The organism is Streptomyces caelestis (assembly GCF_014205255.1).
GTDB lineage: Bacteria > Actinomycetota > Actinomycetes > Streptomycetales > Streptomycetaceae > Streptomyces > Streptomyces caelestis.
The window spans coordinates 3,344,432-3,362,397 of the sequence record NZ_JACHNE010000001.1 but is presented as its reverse complement, the minus strand read 5'-3'; the positions used below and the strand labels follow the sequence as shown (position 1 = coordinate 3,362,397).

The 17,966-nt window shown below is 70.8% G+C and carries 15 protein-coding genes; 14 read left to right on the top strand and 1 reads right to left on the bottom strand.

The features are described from left to right. Nucleotides 1-70: 70 nt before the first annotated feature. The 6 genes from HDA41_RS15200 (at nt 71) to HDA41_RS15175 (ending at nt 6,563) form a co-directional block, all read left to right on the top strand. Nucleotides 71-2,269 (top strand): bifunctional polysaccharide deacetylase/glycosyltransferase family 2 protein, encoded by a 2,199-nt coding sequence (locus tag HDA41_RS15200; RefSeq protein WP_184984293.1) that lies wholly within the window; start codon nt 71-73, stop codon nt 2,267-2,269. After that, the gene (locus HDA41_RS15195) at nt 2,266-3,567 is read left to right on the top strand and encodes an acyltransferase family protein (RefSeq protein WP_184984291.1); all 1,302 of its coding nucleotides are present in this window, start codon (nt 2,266-2,268) and stop codon (nt 3,565-3,567) included. The genes HDA41_RS15200 and HDA41_RS15195 overlap by 4 nt, the downstream gene beginning before the upstream one ends. Nucleotides 3,568-3,647: 80 nt before the next feature. Continuing rightward, complete coding sequence (locus HDA41_RS15190; protein WP_184984289.1) at nt 3,648-4,277, top strand: hypothetical protein; 630 nt, start codon at nt 3,648-3,650, stop codon at nt 4,275-4,277. Then, nucleotides 4,274-4,576, top strand: coding sequence for a DUF6317 family protein (locus HDA41_RS15185; protein WP_184984287.1), 303 nt, complete (start codon nt 4,274-4,276; stop codon nt 4,574-4,576). Before HDA41_RS15190 ends, HDA41_RS15185 begins: the two co-directional genes overlap by 4 nt. Continuing rightward, nucleotides 4,573-5,964, top strand: coding sequence for a hypothetical protein (locus HDA41_RS15180; RefSeq protein WP_184984285.1), 1,392 nt, complete (start codon nt 4,573-4,575; stop codon nt 5,962-5,964). Before HDA41_RS15185 ends, HDA41_RS15180 begins: the two co-directional genes overlap by 4 nt. Before the next feature lie 8 nt (nt 5,965-5,972). Further along, nucleotides 5,973-6,563 carry a hypothetical protein gene (locus HDA41_RS15175; RefSeq protein WP_184984283.1) on the top strand — a complete coding sequence of 197 codons (591 nt, stop codon included), beginning with the start codon at nt 5,973-5,975 and terminating at the stop codon, nt 6,561-6,563. Here HDA41_RS15175 and HDA41_RS15170 read toward each other — a convergent pair. Continuing rightward, the gene (locus tag HDA41_RS15170; RefSeq protein ID WP_184984281.1) at nt 6,546-7,079 is read right to left on the bottom strand and encodes a hypothetical protein; all 534 of its coding nucleotides are present in this window, start codon (nt 7,077-7,079) and stop codon (nt 6,546-6,548) included. The genes HDA41_RS15175 and HDA41_RS15170 overlap by 18 nt on opposite strands. A 135-nt stretch (nt 7,080-7,214) precedes the next feature. On the opposite strand from HDA41_RS15170, the gene HDA41_RS15165 reads away from it, so the two are divergent. The 8 genes from HDA41_RS15165 to HDA41_RS15130 all read left to right on the top strand — a co-directional run bounded on the left by HDA41_RS15165 (nt 7,215) and on the right by HDA41_RS15130 (nt 17,678). After that, nucleotides 7,215-8,174 carry a hypothetical protein gene (locus HDA41_RS15165; RefSeq protein ID WP_184984279.1) on the top strand — a complete coding sequence of 320 codons (960 nt, stop codon included), beginning with the start codon at nt 7,215-7,217 and terminating at the stop codon, nt 8,172-8,174. A gap of 152 nt (nt 8,175-8,326) precedes the next feature. Then, nucleotides 8,327-9,712 carry a nitrate/nitrite transporter gene (locus HDA41_RS15160; protein WP_184984278.1) on the top strand — a complete coding sequence of 462 codons (1,386 nt, stop codon included), beginning with the start codon at nt 8,327-8,329 and terminating at the stop codon, nt 9,710-9,712. Nucleotides 9,713-9,829: 117 nt separating this feature from the next. Next, the gene (locus tag HDA41_RS15155; RefSeq protein WP_184984276.1) at nt 9,830-10,981 is read left to right on the top strand and encodes a uroporphyrinogen-III synthase; all 1,152 of its coding nucleotides are present in this window, start codon (nt 9,830-9,832) and stop codon (nt 10,979-10,981) included. A gap of 249 nt (nt 10,982-11,230) precedes the next feature. Further along, on the top strand, nt 11,231-11,824 hold the full coding sequence (locus tag HDA41_RS15150; protein WP_184984274.1) for a CGNR zinc finger domain-containing protein: 594 nt from the start codon (nt 11,231-11,233) through the stop codon (nt 11,822-11,824). A gap of 373 nt (nt 11,825-12,197) precedes the next feature. Beyond that, nucleotides 12,198-12,719 carry a sigma-70 family RNA polymerase sigma factor gene (locus HDA41_RS15145; RefSeq protein WP_010039908.1) on the top strand — a complete coding sequence of 174 codons (522 nt, stop codon included), beginning with the start codon at nt 12,198-12,200 and terminating at the stop codon, nt 12,717-12,719. Further along, on the top strand, nt 12,719-13,546 hold the full coding sequence (locus tag HDA41_RS15140) for an anti-sigma factor family protein (protein ID WP_311772143.1): 828 nt from the start codon (nt 12,719-12,721) through the stop codon (nt 13,544-13,546). Before HDA41_RS15145 ends, HDA41_RS15140 begins: the two co-directional genes overlap by 1 nt. 60 nt (nt 13,547-13,606) lie before the next feature. Beyond that, nucleotides 13,607-15,892, top strand: coding sequence for a HelD family protein (locus HDA41_RS15135; RefSeq protein ID WP_184984272.1), 2,286 nt, complete (start codon nt 13,607-13,609; stop codon nt 15,890-15,892). A gap of 355 nt (nt 15,893-16,247) precedes the next feature. After that, on the top strand, nt 16,248-17,678 hold the full coding sequence (locus tag HDA41_RS15130) for an NAD-dependent malic enzyme (RefSeq protein ID WP_184984270.1): 1,431 nt from the start codon (nt 16,248-16,250) through the stop codon (nt 17,676-17,678). Nucleotides 17,679-17,966 lie beyond the last annotated feature (288 nt).

The following is a 17,966-nucleotide window of genomic DNA, read 5'->3' as shown; positions in this document are numbered from 1 at the left end:
CGGCACCGTCCTCGCACCACCCCGTCCCCGCAGCACTTCGTCCTCGCACCACCCCGGAGTACCACCGCCCATGGCATCCCATACCCGCCGTTCCGGGCCCGCGCCCCGAGCCCGCGGCGGCTCCAGGCGCCGCCTGCCCCTGCGCCTGCTGCTGCCCCTGCTCGTCCTCTTCGCGCTGATGGCGATGCTCATGCTGCGCGGCTACGTGCACAGCGAGATCCTCGCCGACCACCGGGTCCGGCCGCCCGCCGCCACCGACCAGGTGCCGGAGAAGATCATGCGAGGCGGGCCCGTCATCGACACCCGCAGCGGCCGCACGGAGAGCCTGCGCCTGCCCGACCACCGCCTGGTCCTCACCTTCGACGACGGCCCGGACCCGGTCTGGACGCCGAAGGTCCTGGACGTCCTGAGGAAGCACGACGCGCACGCGGTCTTCTTCGTCACCGGCACCATGGCCTCGCGCCACCCGGACCTGGTCCGGCGCATGGTCGCGGAAGGCCACGAGGTCGGTCTGCACACCTTCAACCACCCTGATCTGTCCTACCAGTCCAAGAAGCGCATCGACTGGGAGCTGTCCCAGAACCAGCTCGCGATCTCGGGCGCGGCGGGCATCCGCACCTCTCTCTTCCGGCCGCCGTACTCCTCCTTCGCCGGCGCCATGGACAACATGTCCTGGCCGGTGACCGAGTACATCGGCGACCGCGGCTACATCACCGTCGTCAACAACACCGACAGCGAGGACTGGCGCAAGCCCGGCGTCGAGGAGATCATCCGCAAGGCCACGCCCAAGGGCGGCAAGGGCGCCATCGTCCTGATGCACGACTCCGGCGGCGACCGTCACCAGACCGTCGAGGCGCTGGACCGCATGCTGCCCGACCTGCGTGAGCAGGGCTACGAGTTCCACAACCTCACCGAGGCCCTCGACGCCCCGAGCGCGCACTCCCGGGTCACCGGCCTCGAGCAGTGGAAGGGCGCGGCGTGGGTCTTCCTGGTCCAGGCCTCGGAGCACCTCACCGACGGGCTGGTCGTCGGCCTCGCGATCGTCGGCACCCTCGTCATCGGCCGCTTCGTCCTGATGCTGCTGCTCTCCGGGCTGCACGCACGCCGGGTGCGCCGTCGCGGCTTCAGCTGGGGGACGCCGATCACCGAACCGGTGTCGGTCCTGGTCCCGGCGTACAACGAGGCCAAGTGCATCGAGAACACGGTCCGTTCCCTCGCCGCCAGTGACCACCCCATCGAGGTCCTCGTCATCGACGACGGCTCCTCCGACGGCACGGCCCGGATCGTCGAGGCCATGGGTCTGCCCGACGTCCGGGTGGTCCGCCAGCTCAACGCGGGCAAGCCGGCCGCGCTCAACCGCGGTGTGGCCAACGCCCGCCACGACCTGATCGTGATGATGGACGGCGACACGGTCTTCGAACCGTCCACGGTGCGCGAACTGGTGCAGCCCTTCGGCGACCCGCGCGTGGGCGCGGTCGCGGGCAACGCCAAGGTCGGCAACAAGGACACCCTCATCGGCGCCTGGCAGCACATCGAATACGTGATGGGCTTCAACCTCGACCGCCGGATGTACGACGTCCTGCACTGCATGCCGACGATCCCCGGCGCGGTCGGAGCGTTCCGCCGCAGCGCGCTGGAACGGGTCGGCGGCATGAGTGACGACACGCTCGCCGAGGACACCGACATCACCATGGCCCTGCACCGCGACGGCTGGCGGGTGGTCTACGCGGAGAACGCCCGTGCCTGGACCGAGGCGCCCGAGACGGTCCAGCAGCTGTGGTCCCAGCGCTACCGCTGGTCGTACGGCACCATGCAGGCCATCTGGAAACACCGCCGGGCCCTGGTGGACAAGGGTGCCTCGGGCCGCTTCGGCCGCGTGGGCCTGCCCCTGGTGTCCCTCTTCATGGTCGTGGCGCCCCTGCTGGCCCCGCTGATCGACGTGTTCCTCGTCTACGGCCTCGTGTTCGGCCCGACCCAGAAGACGATCATCGCGTGGCTCGGCGTCCTGGCGATCCAGGCGGTCTGCGCGGCCTACGCCTTCCGACTCGACCGTGAGCGCATGACGCACCTCGTCTCCCTGCCCTTGCAGCAGATCCTCTACCGACAGCTCATGTATGTCGTCCTGCTCCAGTCCTGGATCACCGCCCTCACCGGCGGCCGGCTGCGCTGGCAGAAGCTGCGGCGCACCGGTGTGGTCGACGCGCCCGGCGCCGGCGCCGTGCCGCGCCAGCGGTCCCAGAGCAGCGGCGAGCGAAGGCCGGTGGCATGACCCACGGAAACCCGATCCCCACGTCATCGGCGGCGTCCGGCATGCCGGGGCCGCCGTCGTACGGCATCCCGCAGCAGCGCACGACGGACCCCGCGGCCACGGGCGGAACCGCCCCCGACGCGGCGCCGCGCCAGGGCGGCGGCCGTGACCGCTACCTGGACCTGCTGCGCTCGATCGCCCTGGTCCGTGTCGTCGTGTACCACCTGTTCGGCTGGGCGTGGCTGACGGTGCTGTTCCCGTCGATGGGCGTGATGTTCGCGCTGGCGGGTGCCCTGATGGCGCGCTCGCTGAACCGCCCCGCGCTCGGGGTGGTCCGGGGCCGGATCCGCCGGCTCCTGCCCCCGCTCTGGGCGTTCAGCGCGGTGGTGCTGGCGATGATGTTCGCGGGCGGCTGGAACCCGCTGAAGGACCCGGGACACGGCGGCACCTGGGGCCTGATCGACCTGTTCAACTACGTCTTCCCCGTCGGCGCCCCGCCCTTCCCCTGGCACCTCGGCGCCAAGTCCGGCCTGCTCGAGGACACCTGGGCGGTGCAGGCGGCCGGTCCGCTGTGGTACCTGCGGGCCTACCTCTGGTTCGTCATCGGCTCCCCGCTGCTGCTGTGGGCGTTCCGCCGGGCACCGTGGCCGACGCTGCTGGCACCCCTGGGCCTCACGGCGGTCGTCGGCACGGGCCTGGTGAAGATCCCCGGTGAGACGGGCAACGCCGTGACGGACTTCGCGGTCTACGGCGGCTGCTGGGTCCTGGGCTTCGCCCATCACGAGGGCCTGCTCAAGCAGATCCCCCGCTACCTGTCGATCTCCTGCGCGGCCCTGCTGATGGCCTTCGGACTGTGGTGGGCCTCGGGCCACCTGGGCCCCGACGGCTGGGACCTGAACGACATCCCCCTGGCCCAGGCGGCCTGGTCCTTCGGCTTCGTGGTGATCCTGCTCCAGTACTCCCCGTCCTGGCGCGAACTCCCGGGCCGCCTCGCCAGGTGGGACAAGCTCGTGACCCTCTCCAACAACCGCGCCGTCACGATCTACCTCTGGCACAACCTCCTCATCATGGCCACGATCCCGATCCTCGACCTGCTCTACGAACTGCCGTTCCTCCAGAGCGACGGCGCGGTGTCCGCCCTGGACACCACGTACACGATCTGGATGTTCGTCCTGGTCTGGCCCCTGATCGGCGCGGCGATCCTGGCGTTCGGCTGGGTCGAGGACGTCGCGGCGAAGCGGAAACCGCGGTTGTGGCCGAACAGTGCGCCTCGGGTGAGGGTTCGTGGGACGCGGAGGCGAGCGGCACCCGGCAGCTAAGCTGGGCCGGCATCGGCGGGGGCGGACGACGAGCGGCCCTTGTCCAGGGCCCTTTTTCGGTCGCAGGTGAGAGAACGACAGTGACAGAAGCACCGACAGCAGAGCCGGCCGGACCGCGCGCGCCGGTCTTCGGGCTGATCACGCCCGAGGACTGGTACCGCATTCCGCTCCTGCCCGCCGACCGCCGCGAGGCGTCCGTGAGCGCTCTGGTCAAGCGGCAGTTCGCGGGCGTCGACGACCAGCCGGTACTGCGCCGCAAGGCCGAGGAGCAGCTGCTCGGCACGGCCGAGGCCGCCGTCCAGCAGGGCGGCGTGGTGCTGTACCTGTCGTTCCTGGAGGCCGGCGGCATCCCGCTGTCGGCCTCCCTGCTGGTCTCCCGCCTGTACAAGAGGTTCGACGGCCTCGACGCCGTCGCCGCCCTGGCCGGCTCCGGCGAGGCCACGCTGGAGACGCTGCCCGCCGTGGGCCGCGTGGCCCGGCTCCGGCGGCAGGAGCGGACGAAGCAGTCGCGGAAGCTGGGCTCCGAGTTCGAGGACACGGTCGTCGAGTACTTCGTACCGGTCCCGGACCGCGACGAGGTGCTGATGCTGACGTTCAGCACACCGCTGGAGCCGATCGCGGACGCCATGGTGGAGTTGTTCGACGCGGTGGCCGGAACCTTGCGCTGGCAGCCCCGCGACGAGGAGCGGACGGGGGAGGAACAGAAGTGAGCGGGAAGCTCAGGGTCTCGACGCAGGATCTCGACACGGCCGGAACCGGCCTGCGGACGGTGGCGACCGAGCTGGAAGGGCTCGACAAGCTCATGGACGCCTACGACCGCCGCACCGTCGGCCACCAGACGCTGCACGACCGGCTCCAGGAGTTCTCCGACGGCTGGGACGACAACCGCAAGAAGATGATCGAGGAGATCCAGGGGCTCGGGAAGATGGCCCAGGAGGCCGGGAAGGCGTACACCGAGCTCGACACCGCGCTGTACGACGCGCTCACGGGCAAGGGGAAGAAGAAGTGACCCGCCCCGCCGACCACCGGTGGGAGCTACTGGGGGAGAGCGGTGACCCCGTGCCCGGTGACGTCCACGACATGAAGGCCCTCGCGCGCCGGTTCACGGCCACGGCCGAGACCATCACCAAGACGGCCGACGCGCTGCGCCGGCTCGGCAACCTGGAGAGCTGGGACTCCGAGGCCGGACGCGCCTTCGCCGAGAAGGCGAACGACACGGCCAAGACGGTGAGCAAGGCCCACGACCGCTACGCCGACGCCGGAGTCGCCCTCAAGGACTACTCCACCGACCTGGAGACGATCCAGGGCGAAGCGGACAAGCTCCTCGCCCAGGCCGAGACCAAGCACAACAGCCTGACCACCGCGAAGTCCAAGGCCGAGAACCCGCCCGAGGGCACCGACGACGCCGGGCAGGACAAGCTCGACAAGGCGGTCACCGGCCTCCAGGAGGGGCTGGACGGGCTGCGCGGTCAGCTCGCCTCGCTGAAGACCCGTCACAAGGAGGTCGGCGACAAGGCCGCCAAGCGCATCCACGACACCACCGAGGGCGACGGCCTCAACGACGGCTGGCTGGACGACCTGCGCGACACCCTCAAGATGGTCAGCGACATCACGGGAGCCATCGCCGCCGTCTGCGGGGTGCTGTCCCTGCTCGTCGGCTGGATCCCCGTCATCGGTCAGGCCCTGGCCGGGGTGCTCGGCACCATCGCCCTGGTGATGACGGCGATCTCACTGGTCTGCCACGTGCTGCTCGCCATCAATGGCGACGGATCCTGGGGCGATGTGGCGATCGACGTGCTGGGTCTCGCCACGTTCGGTATCGGACGCGTCTTCTCCGCGGGCGCCAAGGCCGCCGCCACCGTCGGCCGCAGCCGCGTCTGGACGGCGGCCACGCAGTACGTGCGCGGCTGGAACCCGGGCATGAACTCGGCCGCGCGCCGCGCACTCGTCGAGTCCATGGTCGGGGCACGGGCCGGAGCGCGTCCCGGAGCGGCCCTGCCCGAGGTGGGCCTGAGGGCGGCCTTCCGCGGACTGCCGAGCTCCTTCGCGGACGACCTGGCGAGCATCCGGGGCAACTGGCGGGACCTGTTCAAGGCCGGCGACAACCTCTCGGCGGCCCGCGACGCCTACAACGCCGCCGGAGCGCGCGGACTGGCCAGCATGTACGCGGGTCCGGGCATGGTCGACGAACTCACGCGCATCAAGAACATCGACCCGGCGGACCTGCGCTTCATCGGCACGCCCGACGCGTTCAAGCAGGCCATGGCGTACAACGCCGTCGGCCTCGGCGGCACCGGGACGGGCGCGGCCTCCGACACCAACAGCTTCGTCGGCCTGTTCGGCGGTGACCCGGAGATCGACGTCACCGGCCCCGACGCGTCACTGGCCGGACGGTGAGCCCGGCCATGACCAACCCGGCGGACTGGCGGGAGTGCCGCGTCGCGCTGCCCGCCCACCACAACTGGCTGGTGCTGGACCTGCGGAACGAGGATCCCGAGACATGGGCGCGCACCCTCGCCGGACAGCATCTCGGCGGTGACGTACCCGAGCCGTGGCGGGAGGCGTTCGCGACGGACCTGCTCTGGTACCGGGGCGCGGCGGTCCGGCAGGGCGCCCTGTGCGCGGCGGTCCTGGCACCCCAGGACGGGCCCGTCGTGGCGAGTTACACGGTGCGGGAGCTGAACATCCCGCCGGAGTCCCTGACGGTGGCCGCCTTCCGGGCCGAGGCGGAGCGCGCGGACGGCCCGTACTTCGGCGGGGAGCAGATCCTCACCGAGGTCGAACTGCCCCTGGGACCGGCCCTGCGGGTGCACCGCCAGGAGCCGACGGACCCGGACGCGGACAGCGGAACGGTCGTGGAGGGAGTGGCCCACTACGTCCTGCCGCGCCGGTACCCCACCGCGCTGGAAGGCCGGTTGCTGTGGACGTCCCTGGGACTCGGCGCGGAACTCGTCAAGGTCGCCGACGAGCTGGCGGACTCACTCCGCCTGGCGTGACGCGGCGGAACCCCGGCGCTTGGCGAACACATCACCGAGACCGAACCGCTCCCAGGGGACCATCGCGAGCGGCATCCAGCTGAACCCGACGGCGAAGACGGCGACGACGGTGGTGATCTGAGCCGGGAGGAACCACCCCAGCTGGGCGACGAGCAACGCCACGACCAGCAGCCAGACGTCGAACACCAGCACGGCCAGCACCTTGCGCGCCGCCGCTGCCGGACCGACCCGGGGCGTGTCCTCGTTGCCCCGCACCGTGCCGAACAGGATCACCGGCAGCATCAGCCCGGTCAGCCCGCCGACCGCGATGCCTCCCACCACCAGGGCGTTGTTCCCGTCGTCGGGCACCATGCCGGACAGCGGGGCCGCCCTGCCCAGCAGGGCCACGGCCGCGAACGCGCCGAGCGTCGCCGTCGCCAGGACGAGGAGCATTCCCGCTCCGAAGGCGACGTTTCCGGCAAAGGAGCGCTGCGGGCGCTGCGCCTCAGGCCGCTCGGCCCCCGACTCAGCGGACATGGACTCTCCCCTTCCCGTGTGGGGTCCGCTAGAGGATAACGGGACCCCGTTCTCCCGGGGTTTGCAGGTGTGGAAAACTGCCTGAGTTGCGCATGTGAACAACTGTGCCCAGTGGGTCGACGGGGGAGCGGTCGGATGAGTAAGCGGCAGACACAGAAGATGCTGCGGTTGATGGCGAGCGGAGAACCGGTCGAGCTCACCAGCCCGATGGCGTCCGTGAAGAAGCTCGCCCGGCTGGCCTTCGTCGCCCAGCAGTTCGGCTACGAGTACGCGGACGTCCGGCAGAGCACCGGGCGCAACGGCGCGCTCACCATGCTGATCCTGCCCGACCCCAGCCCGCAGGCCCGGGCGCGGGCCGCACAGAACTGGGCGCAGTACCCGGGCGCCGGTGACGGTGTCTCCCTCCCGCCGCTCGTGCCGGACGCCTTCGAGCTCCTCAAGGCCCGCATCAACTTCGACCTCACCGGCAAGAGTGCCGAGAAGCGCATGGGCTACGTGGCCCTCGGCATCACCGTCGGCTGCGTGGTCCTCGCCTTCCGCGCCGGCGGTGAGTCCTTCGACTTCGTCGCGGCGGGCGTGGTGTGGCTGCTGTTCATGGCGATCCTCGGCATCGGGCTGCTGGTCACGCGCAAGCGCAACACGAAGTTCGCGGCCAGGTTGCGGGCGGCCGGTTTCCTGCCGGCGACCGATGAGAACGGGCGGGTGCGGTATCTGCCGCCGGGGCAGCAGATGCCGGGACACGGCAATCCCTTCGGAGGCGGGCCGTACGACGGCGGCCCGGGGGCCGGAGCTCCGGGCTACGCGGGCGCGCCGGGTCAGCCGCCCGGCGGGATGACCCCGGCCGCGGGCGCCCCCGCGGGTTACGGACAGCAGGCGCCGGGGCCGTACGCCCAGCCGGCGCCGGGCCCGTACGGTGCACAGCCTGCCCCCGGCCCGTACCCTGGTCAGCCCGCGCCCGGTCCCTACGGAGGGCAGCCCGCCCCCGGTCCGTACCCCGCCCAGCCCGCGCCGGGCCCCTACGGTGCTCAGCCCCCCGGCCCCTACAGTCAGCCGTATCCCCAGCAGAACCCCCACTGGCAGCCCCCACAACGCTGACACAAGCCACCGAACCTCTCATCCCGCCCAAGGCCGGGGTGAGAGCAAAGTTCCCTCGCGGTCACCCGCTGGCACAGTCACGAAACGAGTCCTCCCTACCTTCGGGACCAGCACTCATGGAACGACCGAGTCCCGGAGCAAGTGGAGGCGTCATGACAGGCCCTGGCACGGCACCCGCACCCCCGAGCAGGGGCGGACGCTGGATCCAGCACTGGGATCCGGAAAACGAGACCTTCTGGAAGGAGACCGGGGAGAAAGTCGCCCGGCGCAACCTCTTCTTCTCCGTGCTCTCCGAGCACATCGGTTTCTCGATCTGGACCCTGTGGTCCGTCCTGGTCCTCTTCATGGGCCCGGAGTACGGACTGACCCCGGCGGACAAGTTCATGCTGACCTCGATGGTCACGCTCGTCGGCGCCGTCGTCCGCGTCCCCTACACGTTCGCCGTCGCGATCTTCGGCGGCCGGAACTGGACGATCATCTCCGCCGGCCTCCTCCTCATCCCGACCATCGCCGCGTTCACCGTGATGGAGCCGGGCACCTCCTTCTCCACCTTCCTCCTCGTCGGCCTGCTGGCCGGCATCGGCGGCGGCAACTTCGCCTCCTCCATGACCAACATCAACGCCTTCTTCCCGCTGCGGAAGAAGGGCTGGGCCCTCGGTCTGAACGCGGGCGGCGGCAACATCGGCGTACCGGTGATCCAGCTGGCCGCCCTCGGGATCATCGGCGCCGGCGGCGGGCCTCGGGTGCTGCTCGGGATCTACATCCCGCTGATCCTCGTGGCCGCCGTCATGGCCGCGCTGTACATGGACAACATCGAGAACGTGAAGAACGACACCGGTGCCGCCAAGGACGCCGCGCGGGACGGCCACACGTGGATCATGTCCTTCCTCTACATCGGAACCTTCGGCTCGTTCATCGGCTACAGCTTCGCCTTCGGCCAGGTCCTGCAGAACCAGTTCGGCCGCACCCCGCTGGAGGCGGCGTACGTCACCTTCATCGGTCCGCTCCTCGGCTCGCTGATCCGGCCCCTGGGCGGCTGGCTGGCCGACAAGTACGGCGGCGCGAAGATCAGCCTGTGGAACTACGTCGGCATGGGCGTCGCGACGGCGATCCTGATCGGCGCCTCCATGGAGAAGTCGCTGGCCCTGTTCACCGTGGCGTTCGTGGTGCTGTTCGTCCTCAGCGGGCTCGGCAACGGCTCGACGTTCAAGATGATCCCGGGCATCTTCCAGAACAAGGCCCTCGCCAAGGGACTGGAGGGTGAGGCGGCCGCGGCCTACGGGCGCCGGCTCTCCGGTGCCTCCATGGGACTCATCGGCGCGGTGGGCGCGCTCGGCGGTGTCGGCATCAACCTCGCCTTCCGCCAGTCCTTCCTCTCCTACGGTTCCGGCACCGGCGCCTTCGTCGCCTTCCTCGCCTTCTACGCGGTCTGCTTCGCGGTCACCTGGGCCGTATACCTTCGCCGTACGGCTCCCCGGGTACCCGCCACGACGGCGACCTCGGAGGCGGAGCCGCAGCTCAGCTACGCCAGGGTGTGACGTAACACCGTCGTCATCAAGCCGATCCGGGCCTGTCACGAGCCGTTGACAGGCTCGATCGGCATGTAGGTACGCCGTACCCATGAAGTACGACGACTCGAGTGCGGGACGAGAGCCATGTACGAGGAAGAACAGCGACCGGACCACGGGCCCCTGGCGGGTTTCACCGTGGGCGTGACGGCCGCGCGCCGGGCCGACGAGCTGGGCACGCTGCTGCAGCGGCGCGGTGCCGCCGTTCTGCACGCCCCTGCCCTGCGGATCGTGCAGCTCGCCGACGACAGCGAGTTGCTGGGCGCGACGAAAGAACTCATCCGCCAGGTGCCGGACATCGTGGTCGCCACGACCGCGATCGGTTTCCGGGGCTGGGTCGAGGCCGCCGACGGTTGGGGGCTCGGCGACGATCTGCTGTCGCGGCTCGGCGGCGCACGGATCCTGGCGCGCGGGCCGAAGGTGAAGGGCGCGGTCCGGGCCGCCGGGCTGACCGAGGAATGGTCGCCGTCGTCGGAGTCCATGGCGGAGGTGCTCGACCGGCTGCTGGAGGAGGGCGTCGACGGGCAGCGGATCGCGATCCAGCTGCACGGCGAGCCGCTGCCCGGGTTCGTGGAGGCGCTGCGGGAGGGCGGGGCCGAGGTCGTGGGCGTGCCCGTCTACCGGTGGATGCCGCCGGAGGACATCGCCCCGGTGGACCGCCTGCTGGACGCGACGGTCTCCCGGGGCGTGGACGCGCTGACCTTCACCAGCGCCCCGGCCGCGGCCTCCCTGCTCTCCCGGGCGGAGGAGCGCGGGATGCTCCCCGAGGTACTGGAGGCCCTGAGCCACGACGTGCTGTCGGCCTGTGTCGGCCCGGTCACCGCCCTGCCGCTGCAGTCCCGCGGCATTGACACGATCCAGCCCGAGCGCTTCCGGCTCGGCCCCCTCGTCCAGCTCCTGTGCAAGGAGCTGCCCGGCCGGGCACGCGCGCTGCCGATCGCCGGGCACCGGGTGGAGATCCGCGGCCACGCCGTCCTGGTCGACGGTGACCTCAAGCCCGTGCCGCCCGCCGGCATGTCCCTCCTGCGCGCCCTCTCCCGCCGCCCCGGCTGGGTGGTCGCCCGCGCGGAACTCCTCCGCGCCCTGCCCGGCTCCGGTCGCGACGAACACGCGGTCGAAACAGCCATGGCCCGCCTCCGCACGGCCCTCGGTACCCCGAAACTGATCCAGACGGTGGTCAAACGGGGCTACCGCCTCGCCCTGGACCCGGCGGCGGACACGAAGTACGCGGACGCGTGACCGCGTCCGCGAGTTGAGCGACATTCCGCCACGCTGACGCCCAGCGAGCGACCGGGACCGCTCGGCGTGGCGTGCCCGCCATGGCCGGAACCCGTGCCCGGGCGAAGCCGCCCTCACGACCGGCCCGTGCGAGGGGTTTCCGGCGTCGCAGTGGGCAGGCACTGTAAGAGGGAACGGTTTCCCAGCCCTCTCACTGGCACCCCACCGACCCCCTCGCGACCGGGGTGCACCCTAGGCGGTGACAGGCACATGGCACTGGGTACGGCCACGGCCCCGTACGAGCTGCGGTTCGACGCCGGGCGGATCTGCCTCGACCTGCTCTCCACCACGCATCCGGAGGAACGGCTGGACTCCGTGGACGTGCTGCGCGCCTGGATCACCGGCTCCGGGCTCGTCCCGGCGGACACGGCCCTGGCCCACGCCGACGCCACCTGGCCGGCCGCCTTCCGCGAACTGCGCGGCCAGGTCGACCGGTTGGTGCGCGGCTGGCCGGGATCCGGAGCCCGGGCGTACGACTTCGCGCTCGCGCGCGTCAACGACCTCGCCCGTACCGCGCCCCCCGCCCCGCGGGCCGTCCGTGGTGGAGACGGCGAGCTCGTACGGCAGTTGGACGGCCCGCCCGGCTGCCCCGCCCTGCTCGCGGCCGTCGCCCGGGACGCCGTGGACCTGCTGACCGACCCCGTCGCCCGCGCGTCCCTGCGCCAGTGCGAGGGCGACCACTGCCCGATCGTGTACCTCGACACCTCACGGGGACGCAGGAGGCGCTGGTGCTCCAGCGAGGTCTGCGGGAACCGCGAACGGGTCGCCCGGCATCGCCGCCGCGTGGCACTCACTCGCGCTTAAATCCCTTTTGCCCTTCACGGAAAGGCCGTTGGGTGGCCACTGCACCCAATTTCCCTGTCCTAAATGCGACTTCTGTGAGCGCACTGTCGAAGTGATTTCGATTACACATCGTTTACCTACGCCCCCGTAGGGAAGGCCTGGCTTGATCTGGTCGATGTGGCGGAAATGTAAAGAACGCGGGGTGGGAATGTGACCCCATGTCCCCCTCGTCACGTCACTTCGAAGAAATCTGTCACGTCTCTTTGAACACCCAACGGCTCGCGTCCGTACGGCTTGTGGAGCGACCGACTGGGGGAACCCCCGGACACCGGAGGTGGGCGTGCGCAAGGATTCCGTCGTGGCCAATGAACGTGCACCGAGGGCCCGACATCGCATGTCCCAGCCCTCGGAACCCGACGAGGAGCTGATGCGTGCGCTCTATCGCGAACACGCCGGACCCCTGCTTGCGTATGTCCTGCGCCTGGTCGCCGGAGACCGGCAGCGCGCCGAGGACGTCGTGCAGGAGACGCTCATCCGTGCCTGGAAGAACGCCGGACAGCTCAATCGAGCGACCGGATCGGTACGCCCCTGGCTGGTGACGGTCGCCCGGCGCATCGTCATCGACGGCCACCGCAGCCGGCAGGCCCGGCCGCAGGAGGTCGACCCGTCGCCGCTGGAGGTCATCCCCGCGGAGGACGAGATCGACAAGGCGCTGTGGCTGATGACTCTGTCGGACGCACTCGACGACCTGACCCCCGCCCACCGGGAGGTGCTCGTCGAGACGTACTTCAAGGGGCGTACCGTCAACGAGGCGGCCGAAACTCTGGGCATACCCAGCGGAACCGTCCGCTCCAGAGTCTTCTACGCTCTCCGTTCCATGAAGCTGGCACTGGAGGAGCGGGGGGTGACGGCGTGATGAGTGTTTACGGGGGAAACCAGGGATTCGGTACGGGAGGCATGGGTATGTCTGGACCCATGCAGGGATCTCCGGTGCCGAACGAGCACGAGACAGTCGGCGCCTACGCTCTCGGCATCCTCGACGACGCCGAAGCAACCGCTTTCGAAGCCCACCTCGCGACCTGTGAATGGTGCGCCCAGCAGCTCGACGAACTGGCCGGCATGGAGCCGATGCTCGCCGCCCTCGCCGACCTGCCCGGCTCCGGCACACCCGCGATCGGCGAGTCGCTGTCCGCGAAGCCCCGGCCGCGCCTGGTGGAGAAGCTGGTCGACGAGGTCGCCGACCGCCGCGCCCAGAAGCGCCGCCGCAGTTTCTACATGGTGGCCGCGGCCGGTGCGCTGATCATCGGCGGCCCCTTCGTCGCGGTCGCGACGAACGGCGGCGGTGACGGCGGCGGCGCGGAGAACCGCCCGCTCGCCGCGAGCCCCGCCAAGGAAGCCTTCGACGGCATCTCCGACAAGATCACGGCCACCGACCCGAACACCAAGGTCTCCGCGACCGTCGCAGTCCAGAAGAAGGACTGGGGCACCGGAATGGTCCTGGAACTGAAGAACGTCAAGGGCCCGCTGAAGTGCGCCCTCGTCGCGGTCGGCAAGAACGGCGAGCGGGAGACCCTGTCCTCCTGGTCCGTCCCGGAATGGGGCTACGGCCTGCCGGACGCCAAGTCCGAGAAGGCCAAGGAGCCGCTGTACGTCCAGGGCGGCGCCGCCTTCGAGCCGAACGAGATCGATCATTTCGAGGTCGTGACCTTCGACGGCAAGCGGCTGGTCGAGGTCGACGCGTAGCCTTACCGGGTCCCCTTCGCGTACGGTGGACGGCTGCCCAGCACGTCAGAAGGGGGCCCGGTGGCCGCTCAGGCTCCACAGGAAACCGCGCTCGACTCCCTGAGAGACAGAGAGATCAGCGTCGAACAGGAACACCTGGACCGGGTGTACCGCCGCCTCGAGGAGAAGATCCACGAGGCCGAGTTCCTCATGAACGACGCCGCCCAGCGCGGCCAGGTCGGCACGCCCGGCGCACTGGCCGAGCGGGACGCGCAGGTCTTCCGCGCCGGCATACACCTCAGCCGGCTGAACAACGAGTTCGAGGACTTCCTCTTCGGCCGCATCGACCTGCTGCGCGGCAAGGACGGCAAGAAGGGCCCCGACGGCGCGTACACCGCCGTGGAGCCCGCCGACGGCGCGGTCCGGGAGGACAACACCGCCGACATCGCCGAGACGCTGCACATCGGCCGCATCGGTGTCCTCGACCAGGACTACGCCCCGCTGGTCATCGACTGGCGGGCCCCCGCCGCCGCCCCGTTCTACCGCTCCACCCCGGTCGACCCCGGCCGGGTCGTCCGCCGCCGGGTCATCCGGTCCAAGGGACGCAAGGTGCTCGGCGTCGAGGACGACCTGATGCGCCCCGAGCTGACGGCCTACCTCGACGGCCACGAGCTGCCCGTCATCGGCGACGGCGCCCTGATGGCCGCGCTCGGCCAGGCCCGCAGCCACACCATGCGCGACATCGTCGCCTCCATCCAGGCCGAGCAGGACCTGGTCATCCGCGCCCCCGCCGCCTCCGTGACGTACGTCGAGGGCGGCCCCGGCACCGGCAAGACCGCCGTCGCCCTGCACCGCGCGGCCTACCTCCTCTACCAGGACCGCCGCCGGTACGCGGGCGGCATCCTGATCGTCTCGCCGACCCCGCTGCTCGTCGCCTACACCGAGGGCGTGCTGCCCTCCCTCGGCGAGGAGGGCCAGGTCGCCATCCGCGCCATCGGCTCCCTCGTCGACGGCGCCGAGGCCACGCTCTACGACTCCCCGTCCGTGGCCCGCGCCAAGGGCTCGTCCCGCATGCTCAAGGTGCTGCGCAAGGCCGCGCGCGGAGCCCTGGAGCCGAACGATTCACCGGCCCGGCTGCGCGTGGTCGCCTTCGGCCGCCGCCTGGAACTGGAGGCCGAGCAGCTGGCGGACATCCGCCGCGCCGCCCTCGGCGGCACCGCCCCCGTCAACCTGCTGCGCCCCCGCGCCCGCAAGCTGCTCCTGGACGCCCTGTGGGAGCAGTCCGGCGCGGGCGGCCGGCACACCGACCCGGAGCTCGCCGCCGAGCTGCGCTCCTCCTTCGACGAGGACGTCACCTCCGAGGACGCCTTCATCGAGTTCCTCGACGCCTGGTGGCCCGAGCTGACCCCGTCGGCGGTCCTGGACGCCATGGCCGACGAGCGGCGCCTGGGACGCTGGGCCCGGCGGATCCTCAACCCCGGCGAGATCCGCAAGGTCGCCCGCTCCCTCAGGCGCGACGGCCACTCGGTGCACGACATCGCGATGCTCGACGAGCTCCAGGCCATCCTCGGCGCCCCGGCCCGCCCCCGGAAGAGGCGCGAACTCGACCCGCTCGACCAGCTCACCGGCCTGGAGGAGCTGATGCCGGTGCGCGAGGAGTCGCAGCGCGAACGGGCCGAGCGCCTCGCGCAGGAGCGCACCGAGTACGCGCACGTCATCGTCGACGAGGCCCAGGACCTCACCCCGATGCAGTGGCGCATGGTCGGCCGCCGCGGCCGGCACGCCACCTGGACGGTCGTCGGCGACCCGGCCCAGTCCTCGTGGTCCGACCCGGACGAGGCCGCCCAGGCTCGCGACGAGGCCCTCGGCACCCGCCCGCGCCGCCGCTTCGAGCTCACCGTGAACTACCGCAACCCGGCCGAGATCGCCGAGCTGGCAGCGAAGGTGCTGGCCCTGGCCATGCCCGGCTCCCAGTCCCCGAAGGCGGTCCGTTCCACCGGCGTCGAGCCCCGCTTCACGGTCGTGGACGACACCTTGGCCGAAACCGTCCGCGCCGAGGCCGCCCGGCTGCTGGAGCGCGTCGACGGCACGGTCGGTGTGGTCGTCGCCATGCAGCGCCGCGAGGAGGCCCGCCGCTGGCTCGCCGGGCTCGGCGACCGGGTCGTGGCACTGGGCAGCCTGGAGGCGAAGGGCCTGGAGTACGACGCGACGGTGGTGGTCTCCCCGGCGGAGATCGCCGACGAGTCCCCGGCCGGTCTGCGTGTGCTCTACGTCGCACTGACCCGGGCCACCCAGCAGCTCACGGTCGTCTCGGCCGAGCGGGACGAGCCCGACGCGACGGGAGTACCGGACCTGCTCAGGGACTGATCCCCGCCCTTCCGGCGGACCGCGCCTGGATACCCACTTGTCGGCGAAATGAACTCCCGGTACGGGAATGGCCTTACGGGATCTGTTTGTTAGCCTGGACGTGGCACCGGCTCGATCCAAGCCCCCGGGCCCAACCATCGTCGCTACGAGCGACCACTTGCCGCGAGGCGAGCATGGCGGGTCGGTGCCACCTACTTCCCAAGAGACCCACGTCAGATGTGACGTGGGTCTCTTTTTGCTGACCTGTTCCGCGAACAAAACGTTCGCAATCGAGGGTGGCTACCTGCTACTCAGCGGTAGGTGCGACGATCGGACGGCACAACTCAGCGTCAGGTGAAAGCAGAGGAAGTCGGCCATGGCAACGGCGCCCAGCGTCTCCTACTCGATGACGGTCCGGCTGGAGGTGCCCGCGAGCGGAACCGCCGTCTCGCAGCTCACCACCGCCGTGGAGTCCTCCGGAGGCTCGGTGACCGGCCTCGACGTCACCGCTTCCGGTCACGAGAAACTCCGTATCGACGTCACCATCGCGGCCTCGTCGACCGCGCACGCGGACGAGATCGTCGAGGAACTCCGCGGCATCGAGGGCGTCACGCTGGGCAAGGTCTCGGACCGGACCTTCCTCATGCACCTCGGCGGCAAGATCGAGATGGCGTCGAAGCACCCCATCCGCAACCGTGACGACCTGTCCATGGTCTACACGCCGGGCGTCGCCCGCGTCTGCATGGCGATCGCCGAGAACCCCGAGGACGCCCGCCGCCTCACCATCAAGCGCAACTCCGTTGCGGTCGTGACGGACGGCTCGGCCGTGCTGGGCCTGGGCAACATCGGCCCGAAGGCCGCGCTGCCCGTCATGGAGGGCAAGGCGGCCCTCTTCAAGCGGTTCGCCGGCATCGACGCCTGGCCGATCTGCCTCGACACCCAGGACACCGACGCGATCGTCGAGATCGTCAAGGCGATCGCCCCGGGCTTCGCCGGCATCAACCTGGAGGACATCTCCGCCCCCCGCTGCTTCGAGATCGAGGCCCGGCTGCGCGAGGCCCTCGACATCCCCGTCTTCCACGACGACCAGCACGGCACCGCGATCGTCGTCCTCGCCGCCCTCACGAACGCACTTCGCGTCACGGGCAAGGCGATAGAGAACATCCGCGTCGTCATGTCCGGTGCCGGCGCGGCCGGTACGGCCATCCTGAAGCTGCTGCTCGCCGCGGGCGTCAAGAACGCCGTCGTCGCCGACATCCACGGCGTCGTGCACGCGGGCCGCGAGGACCTGGTGGACGCCGCCCCGGGCTCGGCGCTGCGCTGGATCGCCGACAACACCAACCCCGAGGGCCTCACCGGCACGCTCAAGGAGGCCGTGCGCGGCGCCGACGTCTTCATCGGCGTCTCGGCCCCGAACGTCCTCGACGGCGACGACGTGGCCGCCATGGCCGACGGTGCCATCGTGTTCGCGCTCGCGAACCCGGACCCCGAGGTCGACCCGGCAATCGCCCGCCAGACCGCGGCCGTTGTGGCCACCGGCCGTTCCGACTTCCCGAACCAGATCAACAACGTGCTGGTCTTCCCGGGTGTCTTCCGCGGTCTGCTGGACGCCCAGTCCCGCACGGTCAACACCGAGATGATGCTGGCCGCCGCGACCGCCCTCGCGGACGTGGTGACCGAGGACGAGCTGAACCCGAACTACATCGTCCCGAGCGTCTTCAACGACAAGGTCGCGGGCGCGGTCGCCGGGGCGGTGCGGGACGCCGCGAAGGCGGCCGGCGCGACGGCGACGACCTCGCAGCCGTAGGGCGGCAGCCCTGCCGACGGCTGTGAGGATTGCCACGACTGGCCTGGTAACGGCGCGTCGGGGAACCCCACCCCTTGGGCCGACCTCTATCGTGTCGGCCAGGCTCAGGCCCTCTTTTCGTGTGACTCCCAAGGGTGTTCTCACGACTCCTGCGGGTGCCGGATTGGCTTTCCCGCCGCAGGTAGAGGCAGGATGCGTCCCTGGGCGCGAGGGTCTGGCGACGGACCCGGGTCCGGGGACTCACGGAGGACCCTGGCAGCATCGGCTTCGATCCGACGCCTCAACGGC

Excerpts from the sequence above, each read along its gene's own strand:
- HDA41_RS15140 (WP_311772143.1), top strand. The coding sequence starts at position 12,719 with ATGAGTGTTTACGGGGGAAACCAGGGATTCGGTACGGGAGGCATGGGT.
- HDA41_RS15200 (WP_184984293.1), top strand. The coding sequence starts at position 71 with ATGGCATCCCATACCCGCCGTTCCGGGCCCGCGCCCCGAGCCCGCGGC.
- HDA41_RS15170 (WP_184984281.1), bottom strand. The coding sequence starts at position 7,079 with ATGTCCGCTGAGTCGGGGGCCGAGCGGCCTGAGGCGCAGCGCCCGCAG.
- HDA41_RS15175 (WP_184984283.1), top strand. The coding sequence starts at position 5,973 with ATGACCAACCCGGCGGACTGGCGGGAGTGCCGCGTCGCGCTGCCCGCC.
- HDA41_RS15165 (WP_184984279.1), top strand. The coding sequence starts at position 7,215 with ATGAGTAAGCGGCAGACACAGAAGATGCTGCGGTTGATGGCGAGCGGA.
- HDA41_RS15155 (WP_184984276.1), top strand. The coding sequence starts at position 9,830 with ATGTACGAGGAAGAACAGCGACCGGACCACGGGCCCCTGGCGGGTTTC.
- HDA41_RS15130 (WP_184984270.1), top strand. The coding sequence starts at position 16,248 with ATGGCAACGGCGCCCAGCGTCTCCTACTCGATGACGGTCCGGCTGGAG.
- HDA41_RS15145 (WP_010039908.1), top strand. The coding sequence starts at position 12,198 with ATGTCCCAGCCCTCGGAACCCGACGAGGAGCTGATGCGTGCGCTCTAT.
- HDA41_RS15195 (WP_184984291.1), top strand. The coding sequence starts at position 2,266 with ATGACCCACGGAAACCCGATCCCCACGTCATCGGCGGCGTCCGGCATG.
- HDA41_RS15160 (WP_184984278.1), top strand. The coding sequence starts at position 8,327 with ATGACAGGCCCTGGCACGGCACCCGCACCCCCGAGCAGGGGCGGACGC.
- HDA41_RS15150 (WP_184984274.1), top strand. The coding sequence starts at position 11,231 with ATGGCACTGGGTACGGCCACGGCCCCGTACGAGCTGCGGTTCGACGCC.